We start from the raw sequence: 21,056 nt of genomic DNA, 5'->3' as shown, positions 1-21,056 counted from the left end.
GTCTAGTTTCCCTGCTTATTTGAGGCATGATTTGCCTGTAAATTTTGAATCGCTTGATGGGTAAACTTCGGATTCAACAGTTCATCTGCTTTGATTGGTGTTTGAATAAGCTGATTTTTCACAGCATGATCAATGACTTTTGAATAATGCTGTTTCAAAAAGTCGACTTGATAGTCTGAAGACCAGTCTTGTTGCCATGTGCTTGCCGTGTTCTGGCTTTCACGTTGAATCACACTAAGCGGTTGACCAAACTTGGTTTGACTTTGCTGAAACTCATCTTGATGGTGCGCAATCCAATCCATTGCACGTACTGTCGCATCAGCAAGTAATTGTGTGGTGTCTGGATGTTGCTCAATATAACTTTTGCTACCCCAGAGTTCGGCACGCATTTTCCAGTCTGCTGGCAAAGATTGTGATGACCAAATAATTTTACCTAAATGGCGATCTTGTAAAGTAAGTGCATCACTTAAGGTAAAAAAGGCATCTACACTTTTAGCAGATAAAGCAGCAGCCCCAGCTTGCGGGTTTAAATTCACAATTTGAAAGTCTTTTAAGTTTAGTCCTTTACTTTGTATGAGTTGCCCAAAGTTAATTTCCCACGGACGGCCACGATGTAATGCAATTTTTTTACCTTTTAATTCTTCAATAGATTTAATAGGTGAATTTTCTGGAACAATAAGGTAGACGTTATTACCAATACCTCCGGGTACAACAATTTGTGTTTTAACGCCTGTTGCGTTAAGGACTACAGCAGGAAGATTTCCATAAAAAGCAAAATCGATTTTATTATTTAGAAAACTTTCATTAACCAGAGTTGCTACAGCAGCAGTGGTCACAGGTTCCCATTTCAATTCAATGTGATTTTGCTTTAATGCTTTTAGAAAAATTTGATCTTGTGAAATGAGTTGTGGCACACCAATAAAGTCCAAACTACCCGAAGTGCCATTAGCAACGACAGCAATTCGGAGTTGTTGCTGTTCAGACTGTTTTGGGGTGGTCTCTTCTGTTTTTTGTGCGCCACAAGCAACAAGACCCAAAAAACTAAAACCTAAAACTAGACGTGGAAAAATACGCATATCATCATAAGAATTAAAAAATATATGAGTATTGAGCAAGAACCACGCCAATAAAATTATCTTAAATAAATCAATAAATTATAATTTTTTATAATTATTATTGAGGTTAAATGCCGCCGTTGTGTTGTGATTGGGACACTCTTTAGCGTTTAAGTGTTGAAATATCAACATAGCTTTTAAACTCGATTTTTTAATATTTATATAAAACAGTAGTATAGCTAAAAATTAATTTAAAAAAATAACGGCATGATTCCTGCTCATAAGACTTATAACGAATTAAATATCGTCAAATCTTTAAATTATCGAGATTCATTATGTCAGTTGAGTTTTTATGGAGAATCCCTGTTCATGGGGATGGTCGTCGAGCACATCAATTACACACACGCGGTGAATGGAATCAATTAACCCCAGCAGTTCAATCTCCACAACGTGTTGCACCGCAACATGAAGATCAGTTATTTGCTTACTATGACTATGTCGAGCAAGTGGCGAAAGCAGCCGATATTGTTGGTTTTCATGGCGCACTCATTCCTGCTTTTCCACATACTGAAGAACCATGGGTGTTAGCGTCTGCATTGGCCAGAGAAACTAAAAGACTTCGTTTGCTCATCGCAATTCAACCTTGGTTTATTCATCCTGCTTATGCAAGCCAAATGGCTGCAAGTTTGCAGCGCTTGAGTCAGGGACGAGTAGAGTGGAATGTGATTTCAGGGGGAGGCGGTGCACAACAACGCGCATATGGGGACTTTATTGAACATGATCAACGTTATGCACGAACCAATGAATTTTTAGAATTTGTGAAAGGTTATTCACACCACGCACCTTTCAATTACGATGGAAAGTTTTTCCATGTTGAACAAGGTGGCCTAAAATACCCAATGAATCAATATGACGTTCCACGCTTATGGTTAGCAGGTGCAAGCGATGCGGCTTTACAAGTCGCAGGACGTCATGCAGATATCCACTTAACTTGGGGCGAACCTGTAGACCAACAGAAAAAAGTGATCGAACAGGCTCAAAATTTCTTTGAGCAGAACTCGCCGGAACGCAAAGTTAAATTTGGTATGCGTATTGATATTTTAGCGCGACCAACCCAAGAACAAGCCTTCCAAGAGCTTAAACAAATGTATGAAACCATTGCTGTCGATAGTAATGCTTTTGAACGCAAAGACACTGAATCTGTAGGAGCAAAGCGCCAGCAAGCATTAGCACAAGGCAACCGTTTTGAAGACCTATTTGTGAGTCCGAATGTGTGGGCGGGAATGTCAAATGTACGAGGTGGCCCAAACTGTATTTTAGTGGGGAGTTATGAGCAAGTCGCAGAACGTTTGCAAGAATATATTGATATTGGGGTGGGACATTTTATTTTAGCAAGTAACCCGCATTTAGAAGAAGCATATCGCGTGGCTGAAGAAGTCTTACCCTTAGTAGGATATAAATTAAAATAATAAACTTAGATCCCTTTGCGATATCAAAGGGATCTTGTTGTTTGAACAGCATAACACTGTCTGAAAACCAACATCTTTTGTATCAACCATTTGAAAAATACAAATTAAATTAATAAAAAATAATAACTTAAAGTTTTGGCATGGCTTGTGCAATTTACGACTTAATCTTTTATTTTTAGTTTAAATTTTTATGCGTGATCAAATCTTTAATCCCCATAAGCGGGCTTTGCTCTTTGAGCAATTTGCGACAGTTGCAGCCACAACTGAAATTGCAGATCCGTTTGCACAGCATGATCAAGACGTTATTCAACCTGCTCCAGTGAAGTTGAATAAAGTCTTAATCGCAATTATTGCGGTTGCTTCAGCACATCTTGGAATTTGGTATGTCGCAAAACAATTGCCGACACCAGCTTTAGATATTCATAAACCAGAACCTGTGGTGATTGAAATCGTAAAACCGGTTGAACCACCTAAAGTGATTGAACCCAAAATTCCACCGATTACTGAAAAACCAAAAGTTCCACCTGTGGTGGAAAAACCCAAGCCAATTCCTAAACAAGTTGAACAACCCAAACCTGTCCAAAAAAGTGTGGAGCAACCTAAGCCAGTTGCAAAAGCGGTGGCTGAACCAACTCCACAAAAAGTTGCAGAACCTGTGGTCACAAAAGAAGTAGTCACAGAACCGGTTAAAAAAGTGGCTGAGCCTGTAAAAGCGTCAGATGACAATTTACCTGTGACTGAAGCCAAAGGTTATGCCGGATATCTCAGTAACCCTGCACCTGAATATCCTGAACAAGCTTTAGAACGTGGTTGGGAAGGCTCAGTCATTTTACGGGTCAAAGTATTAGCAAATGGCAGCCCGGATACAGTCAGTGTCAAGCAAAGTAGTGGCAAAAAACTTCTAGACAGTGCTGCCGTAAGAACAGTAAAGCAATGGAAATTTTCACCTGCGCTAAAAGGGAAAACTCCTGTAGAAGGCTGGGTCGATGTTCCAATTCATTATCAATTACCGAAATAAAATTTAAATTAAGAGGATATTTTCATGTCAGATATTAATTCATTGATCCATGACGGCACGATCTGGTTATTAGTTGCTTTCTCAATTGTCACTTGGGTGCTGATTGTGGTTAAAGTGGTCCAGACACAGCGAGCAACAAAACAAAGTAAGCTTTTTGTAGAAGAGTTTTGGAAAGCAAAGAATTTATCAGATGCAGTAACTAAGTCTGAACTGGGTGAAGGCCCAGCAGCACGAGTGGCTAACACAGGTTTTCAGACTTTAATTGAAGCAGATGAAAAGACGCATCAAGACTTACAAAACAGTTGGAGTCGTCAGGACTTATTAGAGCGCCATTTAAGTAAACAAGTTCTAACTGAGCGCCGCCAATTAGAAAAAGGTTCGGCTTTACTGGCTTCTATTGGAAATAACGCCCCATTTATTGGTCTGTTCGGTACAGTATTTGGGATTATTCATGCATTACAAGCAATTGCTCATTCAGGTAATGCAAGCATGGATGTCGTGGCTGGACCAATTGGAGAGGCGCTGGTGGCAACAGGTATTGGTATTGCAGTTGCTGTACCTGCGGTGCTTGCCTATAACTACTTTGTGCGTAAAGTAAAAACAATTGGCGCAGATCTTGATGATTTTGCAACGGACTTCGTGAGTCTAAATCAAAAAGCAGGATTCCAGCTACCAACTGCTAAAAAAGGTACGACTGGTAATACGGCGCTTAAAGATAATTCTGCTAAAGAAGTGAAAGAGAAAGGAGTGTTTGCATAATGGCAATTTCTACCTCTCAAGAAGACGATGTCGTCAGTGAAATTAATATTACGCCGCTAGTCGATGTCATGTTGGTTTTACTCATCGTATTCATTGTGACAGCTCCTTTGTTAACAAATACGGTGAAAGTGAACTTACCAAAAGCGGCTCCAACTCAATCTACAGATCAAAACAAAGCTGTGGTGATTAGTGTAAATCCACAAGGTGAAATATTCCTTGATAAAGATAAGGTGACCCTTGCGAACTTTGAACAAGAAATAAAGTCACGCAAAAGCAGTAATCCTAAATTAGCATTAAATTTAAATGCTGATGAGACTGTACCTTATGGAACTGTTGCAAAATTATTGGCAAGTATTGAACGTGTAGGCGTAGATAAACTCTCTGTGATTACAGTGCCTAAATAATTCCCCCCGTAAAAAAAGCTGCTTCGGCAGCTTTTTTTATATTGTGAGTACAGATGAGTATTAAGCTTTCCAGAGTTTTTCAAAGCGCCATGTCGGAAAAATCGTATGTTCAGGAGCTAATCCACCAATATTTTTAGCTGCCGCATCAATCGTATGGCTAAATCCCCAAATGAGCATTCCACCACGCTCATGTTGAATTTTTTGTGCTTGCGCTAAATGGATTTTGCGTTTGGCTAAATCAGGCTCTGCCAGTGCTTTAAAAAATAACTCACTATATTCAGGGTCTTTAAAGTTCACACGATTCGTTGTAGAAATTGGGGCATCGTTAACAACAGCCGTCGATAAATAGGGTGTGCCGACATTGGTCGCATTACTCGATAACTGCCACTTACTGCGGTCAGGGCCATTAAATGTTGCAAAATCGACTTGTTTAACTCGAATATTCACATTGGCTTGTTTCGCTTGCTCGGCAAAAATTAATGCAGGTTGAGCGCTACTCACTGGGGTAACAAGTTCTACATTCAAACCATCTTTAAAACCTGCTTGGGCTAATAGATTTTTTGCCTCGGCAATATTTTGCTGACGTTGCGGCAGATTGAGAAAGGCTGGGTCTTGCGGCGAATAAAGATCGTTAGCGATTCGACCTTGCCCATTTAAGCCTCGTTGTACTAACTCCTCTCGGTTTGCAATCAAACGAAATGCCTGACGCACTCTAGGGTCATTAAACGGTGCCTGTTGAGTATTAAAGTCAAAACTATTATGAGTATTGGTCGCAGAGCGTATGGTTTGAATGTGTTTTGCTTGCTCCAAAATTTTAATATATTCGGGTGAAATCGCATTTGCTACGTCAATTTGTCCAGCCAATAAAGCATTTAATCGAGAGACCTGATCTTTAAAATCAATCACTTCAAAACTATCTGCATAAGGTTTGTCTGCTTTAAAGTAATTATTAAAACGGGTAAAAACAGAACGCTGCCCCGGAATGAACTCTTTGACTTTATATGGACCAGCTCCGACTGGATTATGAATAGGATCGAAGTCAGTCGGTACAATCCCTCCAAAGTTTACCCAAGTTTCTGGCAATGCAACAAAGCCCGGAATCGTACTAATAAAGGGAATACGAACCGTATATTCATCTAGTTTTTGAATACGATCTCGATCAATCCACTGCACCAGATTGCGAAATGGTGAAGCGAGTTTAGGATCTGTTAGACGTTTCACTGAAAAAATCACATCATCTGCCGTAATGGTTTTACCGTGATGAAACTCTAAGCCTTTGCGTAAACGGATGGTCCATTCACTTGCATTCTGATTAGGTTCGGCAAACTCCGCTAAAGCAAGTCGGGGCAGCATATTTTCATCCCATTCCCATAACTTATTATAAATAGCGAAACCTCGTGTAATACCACTTCCCGATGCTGAAAGATGAGGATCTAGACTGCCTGATTGTTGTCCTCCAATGAGACCCAAGCGTATAACTCCTCCATGCTTAGGCGTTGCTGAGGAGGTAGTTTTTGATTCGGTAGTATTATCTGGAGAGGGGCCACAACCTGATAAACTGCCCATCAAAGAGACGCCACCTAGCACCGTGAGACTTTGTGTTAAAAATTTTCGACGTGATAACTGAAATGTTTGATTTGTCATTATAAATACCTGATTAGATCTTCATCTACTAAGGTATTGCAGAATAAATGCCAATATTTTTACATAATTTTAATATATTTATCAAATACTTATATAGTTATTGTTTTTGATGAGTGTCTCTATTTCAACAGCTTTGTTGAAAAAATAAACATGAATAGAATTGATAAGTAAACAATGATAAATTAAAAATAAATAAATCAAATTGTTAGATTGAATTATTTGGTGATTCAATGGTTGGCATAGGCTTTGCGTAACGCATTGTAAATTTACTTTACTGAGTGTGATATGAGACAGCCTTTTCAATTAAAACCTTTAGTTATTGCGCTTAGCGTATTAGGGGCGACTTTACCGTTATATGTTTTTGCCGAAGAAACGCCACAACAATCAGGTGATTCTGAAAGTGATGTAATTACTTTGTCAGATGTAGTCGTTACTGGAGCAACCAAGAAAACTACCGTTGTTCCCAAACGCAAAGTTACCTCAATTTATGGAACGGATAGCTCTGTATTGGATACCCCGCGTGTAGTATCCCAAGTGTCAGAACAACAATTTAGAGAAGATGTTATTCGTAGTGCGGATGATCTCGTCAAATATGCACCGAGTATTACGCGAGGCGGGGGACAAAATGCTAACTTTGCTCCACAAATTCGCGGACAGAACTCAGAAGTTTTTCAAGATAGCCAACGCATTTACAGTACTCGCCATCCAACCAATCTCAATGCTTATGAAGGAGCCGATATTGTGGCAGGACCTACAGGTGTAATTTTTGCGCCGACTTCAGGTTCTGGCGGATATATTAACTACCTGACCAAAAAGCCTAATTTTAATAAAGCCGAAACCAATATCTCTGGGACTGTAGGTTCTATTTACTCAGGTAAAGGCGCAGAGCCTAATTTCTCTGTCAGTATTGATCATACAGCCCCGATTTCAAAAGAATTAGCATTTCGCGTGAGTGCAACAGCACAAAAAACAGATGACTATTATGACAATGTGAAAAATAACTTTAATGCATTTTATGGGGCACTTGCTTGGCGTCCAAATGATCGTTTAAGGGTAGATTGGAATATCAGTTACGATGATTATTACGATTTTAATGTGACACATGGTTGGAATAGAGCATCACAACAATCGGTTGATAATGGCCTTTATTACAAAGGTAGAGCCACGCCTATTATTCAAAACGGATCGACTTTTTGGTCTCCTGTATTTGAATCTGGTGCGGCAAATTCTAAAGTCATTGGTTGGCAAACTCGTCAGAAGAACGATAAAAACCAATATGTTGCTGTTGGTGGAGTTCAGACCACGCCGTTACCGAACTCAACTGCTGATCAAGCAGGAACGATTAAAGGCTGGGTCTATGATCCATCAATCCCCGGTAATGAATTGGTCAAGCTAGATGATAATGTTTCAGGACGTAGTGAAGATAAAAATAGTGCCAAGCGATTTAGCACTCAATTAAAAGTCATTAAAGATTTAAATGACCATTGGTCTATTGCAAACAGTACGCTCTACCAAAATAACAAAGATTTAGGTGACTCTGTTGGGAGCTTCTTCACAGATTTAGATCATGAGTTAATTGATAACCGACTAGAATTTTTAGGTGACTATGATTTTGAAATAGGTGGCGTAAAAATTAATAATAAAAGTAGTACAGGGGGAACATATCGTCATGAGAAGTTTACGTCTTTAGCTGCAAATAATAGCTTTAATATTAATCCTTATGATTTAACCAATGATCCATCGCAGAAGAATCCTGGTGATTTACTGGGGTTAATTAACAATAGTGGTTCAACAGGAGGTTGGATCGGACAAGCCGGAGTACCACAATATTCTCAATATTTTGGATATTTAAATTTACCGCGCATGTACCCAATTGGAAATGGTTTATATGCTGAAAAAGGTGGCTTTCCACCGAATGGAGGAGGTGCTGTCTATACGGGCTCTGGTTTCTGGGATACGTTGAGTGTGTTCACTCAACAAAACTTTACCTTTAACGATGTATTCGGTATTAATTTAGGCATTAACCATAGTTCTGTAAGAGCAAAACTTGAAAACCCACTTGTTTTAACCCCAACAGATGTCCGCTCATCGAGTGACAAATATAGTCTATTGAGCTATCAACTGAGTACGTTTATTAAGCCTACTGCGAAAAGCACACTCTATTTTACCTATGATAAAAGCACTGCATTAAATACAGGAGTGTTTGGACCTTTCTTGATTTGGGGCGCAGGAAATCAACTCAATCCTTTAGCTTTTGACAGTCAAAGTGAGCTAAAAGAAGTAGGATTTAAATATGAGCCTATTGCTGATCAGTTATTTTTAACCCTAAGCGGATTTGAACAAAAACGAGATTTATCGCCAGATACGAACGGCAATATGGCTCGCTTTGAAATAAAAGGTATTGAGTCATCATTAAGATGGCAATTCCAAAAAAATATAGCGATTGGGGGCAATTTCACTTATTTGGATGCTGAATATAGCTCAATTATACCTGCTGGTTTTTCACCATTTGGCTTTCATGCGGACAATGCTACAGTTTGGGGAGACAATAATGCTTTAAACCAACGTAAAGCCGGACGTTATGATGCAGCAGGAATTCCCAAGTACTCTGCAAGTGCTTATGTAGATTACCAGCATCAGTCTGGTTTTGGGGTCAACCTTTCAGGATGGTGGACAAGCTACTGGTACACCAACTTAAGTCAAACCGTGAAAGTACCGAATAACTATAATCTGGACTTAGGTCTTTATTATCGCCAACCACAGTGGACGGTGGGTCTTAACATTCTTAACCTAACCAATGAACGAAATTTTGTGAATGGTTTGGCAGGAGCGAATAGTGAGTTTTTACAACCAATGCGTCCTCTGACTGTACAAGGCCAATTTAGTTATAAATTTTAAAACCAATCAATCATTTCCAAGAATCTTAAAAAGCCATACGCCTGTATGGCTTTATTATTAATACGGGATATAAAACACGTTAAATTGTGAATGTTGAAATAACAACAATAATACCTTTCAGACTGTCTATCTATCAGCAGCATTGAATCATTTTTATTTTTAAATTTTTACTAAGTATCTGAAATTATTTAAATAAATTAAATGGCATAGAAGTTGCCAATATAAGAATAGATTTATTTAAATGGAGTCACCATGTTTAAGGTTACAAAAATTAGGCAGAGTATTTTAACTGCTATGTGGGGAGTAACGGCGAGTGTTTCGACATTAGCTTTAGCGAACGATGATGCTGCAATTCCTGCTGAGCAACAAGCTCAAGTGGTAAATGCTAAAGATGTAAAAAAATTAGGCGATGTCATCGTTACTGCACAATATCGTGCACAAAACATTCAAAAAGTTCCGACTGCAATTACAGCGGTTTCAGGAAAAGATTTGGCCGCGAAAGGTTCAACATTTATTGGCGATGTTTTAACTTATACACCCAATGCAGCAGCTGAAAACCCAGATGGCGATAGCCGTCCACGTTGGTATATTCGTGGTTTAGGAACTGGCGATGTTGCAGCCTCTACAGTTTTTCCAGTCGGTATTTATGCAGATGGGGTTTATTTAAATGCGCCTGTTGCTGGTGCTGGAGATTTATTCGATTTAGAACGTATTGAGGTTCTACGTGGTCCACAAGGCACGCTTTACGGTAAAAACACTACGGCTGGTGCAGTAAATTACATTTCACGAAAACCTGTTTTTACAGATAAACCAACTGGTTATGGAACAATAGGAATAGGTGACCATAATCTTCGTACTTTTGAAGGCGCCGTGAATGGGGCTATATCAAATAACGTTGCCGTACGAGGAGCATTCTATTCAGAAGACCGCGATGGCTATGCAAAAAATTTAGCCAATGGTGAAAACTACGGGGATGTAGATAAAAAATCATTTCGCTTCCAGATATTAGGAAAAATTAATGATGATTGGAATGCTTTAGTCAATCTACATAGCCAAACTTATAATGGTCTTGGTAATAATGGCTCTTTAAGTATTGGAAAATACTGGGGTGTTTATGAAAGACCACAAGGCCGAGATACAAATTTAGATTTACCTGAAAGTAATAAAATTCAACATGATGGCGCTTCACTCACCTTAACAGGAGATTTAGGCGGCGGTCATACTTTTACATCCATTACTGCGTTTGATAAAACCACTCAAAAATCTATTTCTGATGGTGACTATACGCCTTACGATGTAGCAAGAAGCTATAGCGATAATGAATGGCGCCAATATAGCCAAGAGTTTCGTATTTCTTCTGATGCTGAAAAAAGACTCAGTTGGATTGCGGGTTTTCACTTCTTTAATGAAGATTTAGACTCAACAGGCGTAAGTGCGCGAGTAAATAAAACATTACCGAATGGTGCTCCAGCTCAAACGGCGGGAACACCAGCTTTTAGGGACATTACCTATAATCAGACCACACAAAGTTTTGCCTTGTTTGGTAACAGTACCTATAAATTTACCGATAAATTTAAAGTGACAGGTGGTTTACGTTGGACAAGTGAAGAAAAAGATATTGATCTAGATCTTGTTCAAATTACCTCAGGCGATTACACCAAAGGCAGTTGGTGGCAAAAGGATGGGTATAGCAATGCAGTCTATAACCCAGCGCCGAATGCAAATGGTTCAACCAGTCGTAAAAAGAGATGGAATGAGCTGACTTACGATATTACGCCAGAATATGAAATCACTCCTGATATCAACACATACTTCCGTTTTGCTCGAGGTTTCCGTTCAGGCGGCTTTAACACCGGACTTTCTAGTAGCCTGACGCAACTTGCAGATGTTAACCCTGAATATTTAAATAGCTATGAGCTAGGTTTGAAGTCTAGCTTGTTACAAGGCAATTTAACCGCCAATGCCAATATTTTCTATTATGACTACAAAGATATTCAAACAAATTTATTAGTTGCGACAGAAGGACAAGGTGGTGGGGTAACCTCAGTTCTAGCAAATGGACCTAAAGCAGAAGTAAAAGGTGCCGAATTAGAATTAGATTATTTAGCTACCGATAACTTACGCCTACGTTTCGCAGGCGCTTATTTAGATAGTGAATACACCGACTTTGTTGATAAGAACCCAGTGACCAATGTCGTAAATGCTGACAATACAGGTAACAGCTTGGTTCGTTCTCCAAAATACACCATCGGTTTAGGAGGGGAATATACCTTTAACCTTGATAGTGGAGCACGAGTTATTGTGGGCACAGATGCAAAATATCGTGACCGTGAGTTTTTCTTAGTCAATCGTCAAGATTATTCTGTTGACCCAATCTTGAGTCAAAAAGGATACACCTTATGGAACGCGAACGTTGGATATATCAGCGCAAATAATAAATACCAAGTTAATGCTTACGTTAAAAACTTGCTAGACGAAGAATATCAAGTTCATGGGCGACCAAATGGTCCTGCTGGACAATATGTCTTAACCTATGGAAACCCACGTCAAGTTGGTGTTTCTCTCACTGCAAAATTCTAAGCTTTGCTTTAAGGAGAAAATAATGGGAATTGAATTTTTTACACGGTTACCGCTTCATGGCGAAACAGAATTTTTACCCGGCGACCCACGTAATCGCGGTGATTGGGCCAATATTGAAAATGTTGAAAATACTGGAGCGGTTTCGAACTATGAAGTAGGTGATGACTTTACGTATATTGATTACTTAAGTCAGGTAGCACGGGCAGCAGAAATTAATGGTTTTGCTGGTGCACTCATGGTGAACGCACCAACGGGTGAAGAGCCTTGGACAGTATGTTCATTGCTGGCAAGAGAAACCAAAAAACTTAACTTTGTGACTGCATTTCAGGCTTATCATTTTAGTCCATATAATGCTGTACAAACTGCAGCAACGTATCAGCGTGCAACGGGTAATCGACTGGTTTGGAATATTATTAATGGCGGTTCGGAAGTCATCCAACGTCAAGTAGGCGATGAATTACCTCACGATGAACGTTATGCACGTGCTACAGAATTTCTAGATGTTGTAAAAGGATATTGGAATAATCCTTCATTTCACTATAAAGGGAAGTACTATTCGGCAGAAGGCGGTGGTCTAAAATATCCACTAAATAAAGCAAGTCTTCCCATTATTTGCACAGCAGGTTCTTCGGAAGCTGCTCGTGAGTTTGGAGCAAAACATGCCGACTATTATTTAATGCGAGCTGAAAAACCAGAAGAAATTGCAGCATTGATTGCCGATGTACGTGCTCGTGCAAAAAAGTATGGTCGTGAAAATATAAAATTTGGTCTATCAATCGATACCATTGCTCGCCGTACTGAACAAGAAGCGTTGGCAGAGGCACAGCGCTTTCTCGATGAAGCTGCTGAAAAGCAACGTTTACACGCGGCAGCAGCCCATGCGGGGTTACGCTCAGCACGCGTATTAAGCTTCGAAAAAGAGTATGCCGAAAAAGATGGCAGTAAAAATGTTAGCGACTTTTTTATCCATCCAAATGTTTGGTCAGGATTTGGATATATTGGTGTGCCACCCGGTGTTGCTTTGGTAGGGAGCTACCAACAGATTATTGAGCGTATTGAAGAATACAATAGCATTGGCATAGAGTTATTCTTCCTTGCAGGCTATCCACATCTTGAAGAGTCATACCGTCTTGGTGAACACGTTCTTCCACACTTTAAAAAGCAACGTGCTCGATTACAACCTACGGTAGCTAGCCCAGAGTTTGATATTGCGCTTTAAAGTTTAAATGTTCTTTAAATAAGCCTGATTAGTAAGCTAGTTGGGCTTTTTTAATGTTGTTCCTTATAGGCATTTGATCTTTTATGAAAGGTCTATACAAAAATTCTTATCTTTATCTCTTATTTATAAATATAAATATTTTCTGATCTTTGTACCTGTGTAGACAGTTAAACAAAACATCTCTCTTTACACTCATCCAGAGCATAACACCAAAGATGATCACAACACGTCTCATATTAGATCTGCATGACACGGATAAATGATCATCAGGTATACGTTTAGTTAAACATTCTGAGAAATCTATAACAGCAGAATGTATGGATATATATCGAGATATGAAAGAAATAATTTCGCAAAAAAATTCATCCGGCATTGTCTGGAAAAGTACCAAGAAACCATGGTTCATTTCTGTTGGGTATTTTAACTCGCTTGCGATCTATTGGATTGTACCTCTTTGTTTATTCTTACTGTGGTGGGTAGCGTCAAATGAGCAATGGATGCCTGCCCAAATTTTACCTACCCCCAAAGACACGTGGAATTCTTTCGTTGAAATCGCATCTCAAGATCTATGGTCACAGCTTGCGATCAGTCTTGAGCGCTTTGGTCTTGGCTTATTGTCAGGTGTATTAGGCGGCGTATTTCTAGGTGTTTTATTGGGTTATAGCCGCATTGCAGAACAATACCTTTCTGCAACGTTTTATGCGCTGGTCATTATCCCAACATTGGCTTGGTTACCTTTGCTCATGATCTGGCTCGGCATCGAAAATAGTTTAAAAATCTTCATCATTTTTAAGGCTACGATGGTGCCGATTGCCTTACATACTCAGGCAGGGGTACGTGACATTCAACCCAAGCTCAAAGAAATGGCAGCAATCTTACAGTTTAATCGCCTAACCTTGCTCACAAAACTTGTCCTTCCAGCCACACTTCCATATTTCTTTACTGGTTTAAGACTAGCTGTTGCAGCAGGTTGGACGAGCTTAATTGCTGTTGAGTTGTTGGCTTCATCGGAAGGCATTGGATATTTGATGGTGACAGGTCGTCAGCTATTTCAGCTTGATATTGTCTTTGTCACGATTTTTGTGATCGCATCTGTAGGAATTATTTTCGATTTTATCCTGCATCGAATTGAACGTAAGTTTGTGTTCTGGCCACATGCTGCTTTAAGTGCTCATACTTTTCACAAAAAAAACAGATCCGATGTTTTCAAGTCATGGGTTTTACCTTTGAGTTTAGTGGTGCTTTGGGCAGTGAGCAGTTGGTTTAACTTGATTTCGAGTCAAATTTTGCCTGCACCATGGAAAGTATTAGAGGCACTGTGGTCAGGCATTCAAGATTTCTCACTCACTACTGCTATGTATTACAGCCTTTATCGTGCAATTTTGGGTTTGATTATTGGCGGGCTAATTGGGGCGTCAGTAGGAATTGTGGTGGGTCTATTTAAACCTATTGAAAATCTGTTGGCGCCTACACTCAACACATTACGTCTCATTGCCATTTTTGCTTGGATTCCACTACTGACAGCTTGGTTTGGGCTCGAAGATTTATCAAAAATTGTTTTCATTTCAATAGCGACATTTTTTCCGATGTTTATTGCGACATGGAAAGGCATGTCGAGCATTCCAATGCAGCTTGTTGAAGTATCAAGCACCTTAAGAATGACATTGCTTCAACGCTTAACGCTTTTGATTTTACCAAGCATTGCACCTTCAATGTTTGCTGGGTTTCGATTGGCATTGCTCTATTCGTGGATGGCATCTTTTGGAGCTGAATACTTGATGGGCTCTGGAATTGGCATAGGTAGCTACATGATGGCAGCACAGCAAAACTTTGAAATGGAGCGTGTGATAGCAGCAACCGTTTTGGTCGCTGGTTTAGGGGCGATTCTGGCATGGCTGGGCAAAATAACTGAAAACTACGCAACATCTTGGCGAAAAAATTGAGGTCCGATCATGACAATTACCCTTAATACAAATACTGAAAAACATCACCAATCTTTTCAATCTAATGCTCAAACACGTGTGGCATTTCATCATGTTCATAAGTCTTTTGTCGTCAATCAACAACCTGTCAAAGTCATTCACGACTTTAATCTAGAAATTAAAGAAGGGGAGTTTATTGCAATTGTAGGTAGCAGTGGTTGTGGTAAATCTACGCTCTTACGTCTTTTGGCAGGACTAGATCAAGATTTTGATGGTCGAATTTTAATTGATGGTGCCGATGTAAGCGGGATTGGCGGCGATCGAGCGGTAGTTTTTCAAGAACATCGCTTATTTCCTTGGCTTACCGTTGAGCAAAACATTGAGCTGGGTTTATTAAATGAGGCGTTAACTTCACGTGATAAAGATATTCTGGTCCAGAAAGCAATTGAGCTGATTGGCTTAAATGGCTTTGAAAAGGCCTACCCACACCAACTATCTGGCGGGATGTCTCAACGTGTAGCTATTGCTCGTAGTCTTGTGGTGCAACCACGTATTTTTCTGTTAGACGAACCGTTTGGTGCCTTGGACGCATTAACACGGCATCAAATGCAAAATGAATTGCTACGCATTCAATCCCAACAAAAAATGACCACTGTTTTTATTACGCATGATGTGGAAGAGGCTGTAACTCTGGCAGATCGTGTGGTGATTTTAAAACCCAAACCTGGTCGTGTTGAACAGATTATTCCCGTCAACTTGCCGCGTCCCCGAAATCGTTCAAGTTTTGAATTGCATCAATTAAAAGAACAGATTTTTCGGATTTTGACCGAAGACAAAATTGGTTAATAGGAGTTATTGATGAGTGAATTTAGTCAAGGCTCGATTAGAAAAGCATTTTTATTTGAGCAATTATCCAATCAGGTCACCCAGATAACGACGGTTAATGATCCTTTTAGCCATAACGTAAACGTAGATGCTGGAAATGATCCTGCTGGGCCAAAAAAGAATGCTTTGGCAATTGCGATTGTCGCCGTTGCTGCGGCACATTTGGGAATCTGGTATATCGCCAAACAACTTCCTACACCTCAGCTTGATGTTAAAACACATGACCCTGTGGTGATAGAGATTGTCAAACCGCCTGAACCACCTAAGGTGATTGAACCTAAAATCCCTCCAGTAGTGCAAAAGCCAAAGATACCGCCTGTTAGCCCAAAGCCTGAGCCTGTACAAAAGCAAATAGAAACACCAAAAACAGTACAGAAACACGTTGAGCAGCCTAAACCTGTTGAACAGCATAAGGTAGTAGAGCAACCGCGACCTGTAGCGGAACCCTTAAGTAAAAACGTGGTGGCGGCTCCTGTTCAACAACCCGTTTCAAAACCCGCTGAAGCACCTGCGAAAGCTGCTGATGACAACTTGCCAGTTACAGAAGCAAAAGGCTATGCGGGTTATTTAAGTAATCCAGCGCCTGAATATCCTGAACAGGCTCTCGATAGAGGTTGGGAAGGTTCAGTCATCTTGAGGGTAAAAGTCTTGCCAAATGGCAGTCCTGATAGCGTGACAGTCAAACAGAGCAGTGGCAAAAAAATACTCGATAGTGCAGCGGTGAGAACCGTAAAACAATGGAAATTCTCACCCGCTTTAAAAGGGAAGACACCAGTCGAAGGTTGGGTCGATGTTCCTATTCACTATCAGCTCCCAAAATAATTTTTAACTTAATATTGATCTATAAGGAATTTTAACATGAGTGATATAAACTCCCTGATCCACGATGGGACTATCTGGTTATTGGTTGCTTTTTCAGTTGTGACGTGGGGTTTGATTGTCATTAAACTGGTTCAAACCCAAAAAGCCAACCGCCAAAGTAAAGCCTTTGCAGAAGAATTCTGGAGTGCCAAAAATCTGCAAGATGCGATTCAAAAATCGGAAGCAGGGCAAGGACCAGTGGCACGCATTGCAAATACTGGTTTTAAAACACTTGCCGATGCAGATGACGATACTCATCAAGATTTACAACATAGCTGGAGTCGTCAAGATTTACTCGAGCGTCATTTACGCAAACAAATTTTGTCAGAACGTCGCCAGCTAGAAAAAGGCTCTGCCTTGCTCGCATCAATTGGTAATAATGCACCTTTCATTGGCCTATTTGGTACAGTCTTTGGGATTATCCATGCTTTACAGGCCATTGCACATTCGGGTAATGCCAGTATGGATGTCGTTGCAGGGCCGATTGGTGAAGCGCTAGTTGCAACAGGCATCGGGATTGCAGTGGCTGTTCCAGCAGTACTGGCATATAACTATTTTGTGCGTAAAGTAAAAACTATCGGGGCAGAACTAGATGACTTTGCGACCGATTTTGTCAGCCTAAACCAAAAATCAGGTTTCCAGCTTAAGACAGTCAAGGCAAAAACAACAAATACAAGTATTCCAGCCAGCGATTTAAGCCATAACCACAATAAAGAAAAGGTATATGCATAATGGCCATTTCAACATCAGAACAAGATGATGTCGTCAGCGAGATCAACATTACCCCTCTAGTGGACGTGATGTTGGTTCTGTTGATTGTGTTTATCGTCACGGCGCCCTTACTGACTAATACTGTTAAGGTAAACTTACCCAAGGCTGCACCAACGCAGGTGACAGATCAAACCAAGGCTGTGGTCATTAGTGTTAATCCAAAAGGGGAAATTTATCTGGATAAAGATAAAGTCACTCTTGAACACTTCGAACAGGCCATTCAAACGCGTAAGGCGGCCAATCCTAAACTGGCTCTGAACCTGAATGCAGATGAGACGGTTCCTTATGGTACAGTTGCCAAGTTACTGGCCAGCATAGAACGGGTAGGCGTTGATAAACTATCAGTCATTACATCGCCTAAGTCTTAAGTTCTATCAAAAGAAACAAGACGAAAGAAAATCAAGATCCAAATTTGAGATCTTGATTTTCATATAATTGTTTAATCTAAATTTATATTAAACTTGAATTTCACGATTAGGTTGTATGGTCTATTTTAGAGCTTCAATTTGATGGTGAGATGGCGAATGACAACACTTGTTTATAACGATAAAAGAAGAAATAACTATGATCATTTTTTAGATTTATTAGATCAAACTCATATCAATCGTTATCAAGATTTCAACATTACCTTTGAATATAAAAAACTGGCTGAACAAATGCTGTCAGAATGTGAATTCATGGACGCATGTTCGCTTGAAGAAAAGCAGAAGTTATTTAATGAAATTAAGATAAAGCATCTTTATCAAGGGCAAGTGCTATATTCGAGAAATCAAGACTGTCGTGAACTGATCATTGTTTTAAGTGGTGTACTCAAGTTAGGTTGGAATTCATACGATGGGAAATATCTTATTCATCGCTTTATTCCTACAGGCGCACTATTAAATATTGTCTATCTTATTTCTGAATCTGCCTTAGAACATGAATATGTTGCACATGAAGCAACTGTGATTGCAACCATTCCTGAACATATCTTTAAGCACACCATACAGCACAATTCACACATGCTATATCAGGTTTTAAAATTGGTATGCCAAAGAACACGGCTTTTAGACAATGATATCTATCACACATCTACACAACCTTTAAAGGTACAAATTGCGCGACAGCTCATCTATTTAATTGAATTTTTTTCGACTCAAACTCAAAAAGGTATTGAGGTTTTATTAAAACTCTCACAAGAAAATTTAGCTGAGCTTTTAAAAATATCGAGACAAAGTATCAGAAAGGAAATTCAGTGGTTTGTTGAAGAAGGCATTATAGAAACAAAATACAATCATATCTCCGTAAAAGACATCGACAAATTAAAAGCCTTACTGTACTAAAGAGATTATGACGAATTATGAATAATTTTTCATAAATGCAGAAATGCTATGTAATTTTTGTTGCAGAATTTAAAGGGGGTAATTTCTAAACTCATATCATCAATGACGAGAACGATGATATGGCAGATTTATTAATAAGAAAACCAGTGAGTGAGTTAATCGATGTGATCCCTTTAGCAGGTCGTATCGGTGCGCAAATTAATGGTGTTGAATTATCTTCAAACCTTAACCCTGAGGTCTTGGATCAAATTAGGCAATCATTGCTTGAACATAAAGTTATTTTTTTCCGTAATCAGGAACATTTAACCGATCAAGAACAGGAAAAATTTGCCGAATTACTTGGGCAACCTATTTCACATCCTACTGTTCCAGTGGCAGAGGGTTCGACTTATATATTTGAACTTGATTCCCGTCATGACGGTCGTGCAGACGTTTGGCATACCGATGTCACCTTTGTATCAAATTATCCAAAAATCAGCATTCTAAGAGCGGTAACTACGCCCAATCGAGGGGGAGATACCACATGGGCAAATACAGAAGCTGCCTATGATGAATTACCAGAGCCGCTAAAGCTCCTTGCCAATCAGCTCCGTGCGATTCACACCAATGATTTTGATTATGGTGGTTTTCGACCTTCTGCAAGTGATGAAGTCGTAAAACGCCATCAAAAAATCTTTGCTTCAACAGTCTACGAGGCAGAACACCCATTGGTCAGAGTACACCCTGAAACAGGTAAACGAACCTTAATTTTAGGCCAATTTTTTAAACGTTTTGTAGGTCTGACTGCTAAAGAGTCCAACAAGCTGTTTGAAATTTTTCAAGATCGTATTACCAAACCAGAAAACACGATTCGCTGGACGTGGAAGGATGGAGATGTCGCTATTTGGGACAACCGTGCCACTCAGCATTTAGCCGTCAATGATTATGGTAATGCCTTGCGTATTATGCGACGCGTTACGTTGGCAGGCGATGTTCCTGTTGATATCGATGGCAAAGCGAGTAAGCAAATTAAGCCATCTACGTCTTAAGCGTCTAAGCAATACGACGCTGATTTATCAATAAAAATGTGGAAGATATAATGAAACCATCAATTTTTAAAAAATTGATCTTGCTGAGCTTATTGGCTTTTGGACATGCCAGTTATGCTGAAAGCCTTAAAACAATCCGAATTGGTTCTCCCGATTTGACTGCTGGTCAAAAACACGCAGGTGGTGGAGTTGTTGATGTGCTTTACAACAAAAAATGGCTTGAGCAAGAACTTGCAAAAAACAATGTCAAAGTGGAATGGCATTTCTTTAAAGGTGCTGGGCCAGCCATTAATGAAGCTTTGGCCAACAATCAACTGGATTTCGCCTTTTTAGGGGATTTACCTCCAATCATTGGTAAAGCCAATGGATTAGATACCCAATTACTTGTTCCAACAGCGCGCGGCATCACCAATTATCTAGCAGTAAGATCTGATCTTCCGATCAAAAACTTTGCTGAATTAAAAGGAAAACGCGTTGGTTTGTTAAGAGGAACAGCAGATGAATTGTCATTTGTGAGTGCATTGAACAGCCAAGGTTTAAAGCTCAGCGATGTGCGAGTGGTCAATTTAGACTTTAACGCCGTCAACGCCGCTTTGGCCGCAAAAAAAATTGATGCGTCATGGGGACCTTCTCGATTTTTTGCGTTACGTGACAAACACATCGTTAACTTGCCTATCAGTAGTCGTCAGTTAAATGGTGCAGGATCTACTCAAGGTGTGTTTTTAGGTCGTCAATCGTTTATTCGACAACATCCAAATGAAACACAACAGGTGGTGACTCAGGTTGTAAAAGGGCTTAATTGGCTCTCAAATGAGCAAAATCGCGTACCTCAAGTCGCACTCTTTTTTACCCAATCTGGTTATCCGGCATCTATCTATGCTCAGGAACTCAATGGTGTAAATCTGAAGTTTTTATATTCACCGCTATTTGATGGCTATTACACCCAACAATTGCAGCAAAAAATCACTTTGGCTACGCAACAAGGGTTGATACGCAAAAATATTGACGTCAAAAGCTGGATTAATCCGTCATTTGTAAATCAAGCACTTGAACAATCAAATTTAAAGACTTACTGGAAGCCAACTCAGCAGTACGAATATTTGAAATCAGTGAAATAAGCATCGTCTTTTAAAACTTAATTATGGGGTAAATAATGTCGATACATTCGAGAAATGTAGGGCGTGATCCGTTCACGTCAGTAACTAAACAAAAAATTTTAAA

The 21,056-nt window shown here is 39.7% G+C and carries 17 protein-coding genes; 15 read left to right on the top strand and 2 right to left on the bottom strand.

The annotated features are described in order from the left end of the window. Positions 1 to 2: 2 nt before the first annotated feature. Complete coding sequence (locus MJX77_RS14855; RefSeq protein ID WP_252059505.1) at positions 3 to 1,076, bottom strand: ABC transporter substrate-binding protein; 1,074 nt, start codon at positions 1,074 to 1,076, stop codon at positions 3 to 5. Between the two features lie 314 nt (positions 1,077 to 1,390). On the opposite strand from MJX77_RS14855, the gene MJX77_RS14850 reads away from it, so the two are divergent. The 4 genes from MJX77_RS14850 (at position 1,391) to MJX77_RS14835 (ending at position 4,705) form a co-directional block, all read left to right on the top strand. Continuing rightward, complete coding sequence (locus tag MJX77_RS14850) at positions 1,391 to 2,524, top strand: LLM class flavin-dependent oxidoreductase (RefSeq protein ID WP_031379819.1); 1,134 nt, start codon at positions 1,391 to 1,393, stop codon at positions 2,522 to 2,524. A 190-nt stretch (positions 2,525 to 2,714) separates the two neighbouring features. Next, positions 2,715 to 3,542: an energy transducer TonB gene (locus MJX77_RS14845; protein ID WP_151988184.1), complete on the top strand. Its 828-nt coding sequence runs from the start codon at positions 2,715 to 2,717 to the stop codon at positions 3,540 to 3,542. 24 nt (positions 3,543 to 3,566) lie between these two features. Beyond that, positions 3,567 to 4,301 carry a MotA/TolQ/ExbB proton channel family protein gene (locus MJX77_RS14840; RefSeq protein ID WP_004701581.1) on the top strand — a complete coding sequence of 245 codons (735 nt, stop codon included), beginning with the start codon at positions 3,567 to 3,569 and terminating at the stop codon, positions 4,299 to 4,301. Then, on the top strand, positions 4,301 to 4,705 hold the full coding sequence (locus tag MJX77_RS14835; RefSeq protein WP_001018517.1) for an ExbD/TolR family protein: 405 nt from the start codon (positions 4,301 to 4,303) through the stop codon (positions 4,703 to 4,705). The genes MJX77_RS14840 and MJX77_RS14835 overlap by 1 nt, the downstream gene beginning before the upstream one ends. A gap of 60 nt (positions 4,706 to 4,765) precedes the next feature. Here the strand turns inward: MJX77_RS14835 and MJX77_RS14830 are convergent, their stop codons facing one another. Next, positions 4,766 to 6,349, bottom strand: coding sequence for an ABC transporter substrate-binding protein (locus MJX77_RS14830; protein ID WP_252059504.1), 1,584 nt, complete (start codon positions 6,347 to 6,349; stop codon positions 4,766 to 4,768). A gap of 285 nt (positions 6,350 to 6,634) precedes the next feature. Between MJX77_RS14830 and MJX77_RS14825 the strand changes: the two genes are divergently transcribed. The 11 genes from MJX77_RS14825 (at position 6,635) to MJX77_RS14775 (ending at position 20,953) form a co-directional block, all read left to right on the top strand. Next, entirely contained in the window at positions 6,635 to 9,247 is a 2,613-nt protein-coding gene (locus tag MJX77_RS14825; protein ID WP_252059503.1) for a TonB-dependent receptor, read from the top strand. A 252-nt stretch (positions 9,248 to 9,499) separates the two neighbouring features. Further along, a complete protein-coding gene (locus tag MJX77_RS14820; protein ID WP_353619232.1) occupies positions 9,500 to 11,827 on the top strand; it encodes a TonB-dependent receptor in 2,328 nt (775 codons plus the stop codon). A 22-nt stretch (positions 11,828 to 11,849) separates the two neighbouring features. Beyond that, positions 11,850 to 13,046: an LLM class flavin-dependent oxidoreductase gene (locus MJX77_RS14815; RefSeq protein WP_198070976.1), complete on the top strand. Its 1,197-nt coding sequence runs from the start codon at positions 11,850 to 11,852 to the stop codon at positions 13,044 to 13,046. A 317-nt stretch (positions 13,047 to 13,363) separates the two neighbouring features. Next, entirely contained in the window at positions 13,364 to 14,989 is a 1,626-nt protein-coding gene (locus tag MJX77_RS14810; RefSeq protein ID WP_353619231.1) for an ABC transporter permease, read from the top strand. A gap of 9 nt (positions 14,990 to 14,998) precedes the next feature. Continuing rightward, a complete protein-coding gene (locus MJX77_RS14805) occupies positions 14,999 to 15,814 on the top strand; it encodes an ABC transporter ATP-binding protein (protein ID WP_004701568.1) in 816 nt (271 codons plus the stop codon). Between the two features lie 12 nt (positions 15,815 to 15,826). Further along, entirely contained in the window at positions 15,827 to 16,675 is an 849-nt protein-coding gene (locus tag MJX77_RS14800; RefSeq protein WP_252059501.1) for an energy transducer TonB, read from the top strand. A 36-nt stretch (positions 16,676 to 16,711) separates the two neighbouring features. Continuing rightward, positions 16,712 to 17,446 carry a MotA/TolQ/ExbB proton channel family protein gene (locus tag MJX77_RS14795; RefSeq protein ID WP_252059500.1) on the top strand — a complete coding sequence of 245 codons (735 nt, stop codon included), beginning with the start codon at positions 16,712 to 16,714 and terminating at the stop codon, positions 17,444 to 17,446. Further along, positions 17,446 to 17,853 (top strand): ExbD/TolR family protein, encoded by a 408-nt coding sequence (locus MJX77_RS14790; protein ID WP_004925095.1) that lies wholly within the window; start codon positions 17,446 to 17,448, stop codon positions 17,851 to 17,853. Before MJX77_RS14795 ends, MJX77_RS14790 begins: the two co-directional genes overlap by 1 nt. A 156-nt stretch (positions 17,854 to 18,009) precedes the next feature. After that, positions 18,010 to 18,807, top strand: a complete 798-nt coding sequence (locus tag MJX77_RS14785; RefSeq protein ID WP_252059499.1) for a Crp/Fnr family transcriptional regulator — start codon at positions 18,010 to 18,012, stop codon at positions 18,805 to 18,807. A gap of 119 nt (positions 18,808 to 18,926) precedes the next feature. Continuing rightward, positions 18,927 to 19,835 carry a TauD/TfdA dioxygenase family protein gene (locus tag MJX77_RS14780; RefSeq protein WP_004701559.1) on the top strand — a complete coding sequence of 303 codons (909 nt, stop codon included), beginning with the start codon at positions 18,927 to 18,929 and terminating at the stop codon, positions 19,833 to 19,835. A 50-nt stretch (positions 19,836 to 19,885) separates the two neighbouring features. Further along, complete coding sequence (locus MJX77_RS14775) at positions 19,886 to 20,953, top strand: ABC transporter substrate-binding protein (RefSeq protein WP_031379810.1); 1,068 nt, start codon at positions 19,886 to 19,888, stop codon at positions 20,951 to 20,953. The last annotated feature ends 103 nt before the right edge of the window (positions 20,954 to 21,056 follow it).

Source organism: Acinetobacter sp. AHP123 (assembly GCF_023757925.1).
Classification (GTDB): Bacteria; Pseudomonadota; Gammaproteobacteria; order Pseudomonadales; family Moraxellaceae; genus Acinetobacter; species Acinetobacter oleivorans.
The sequence above is the reverse complement of the archived record's forward strand: the minus strand, read 5'-3'. Positions and strand labels throughout refer to the sequence as shown.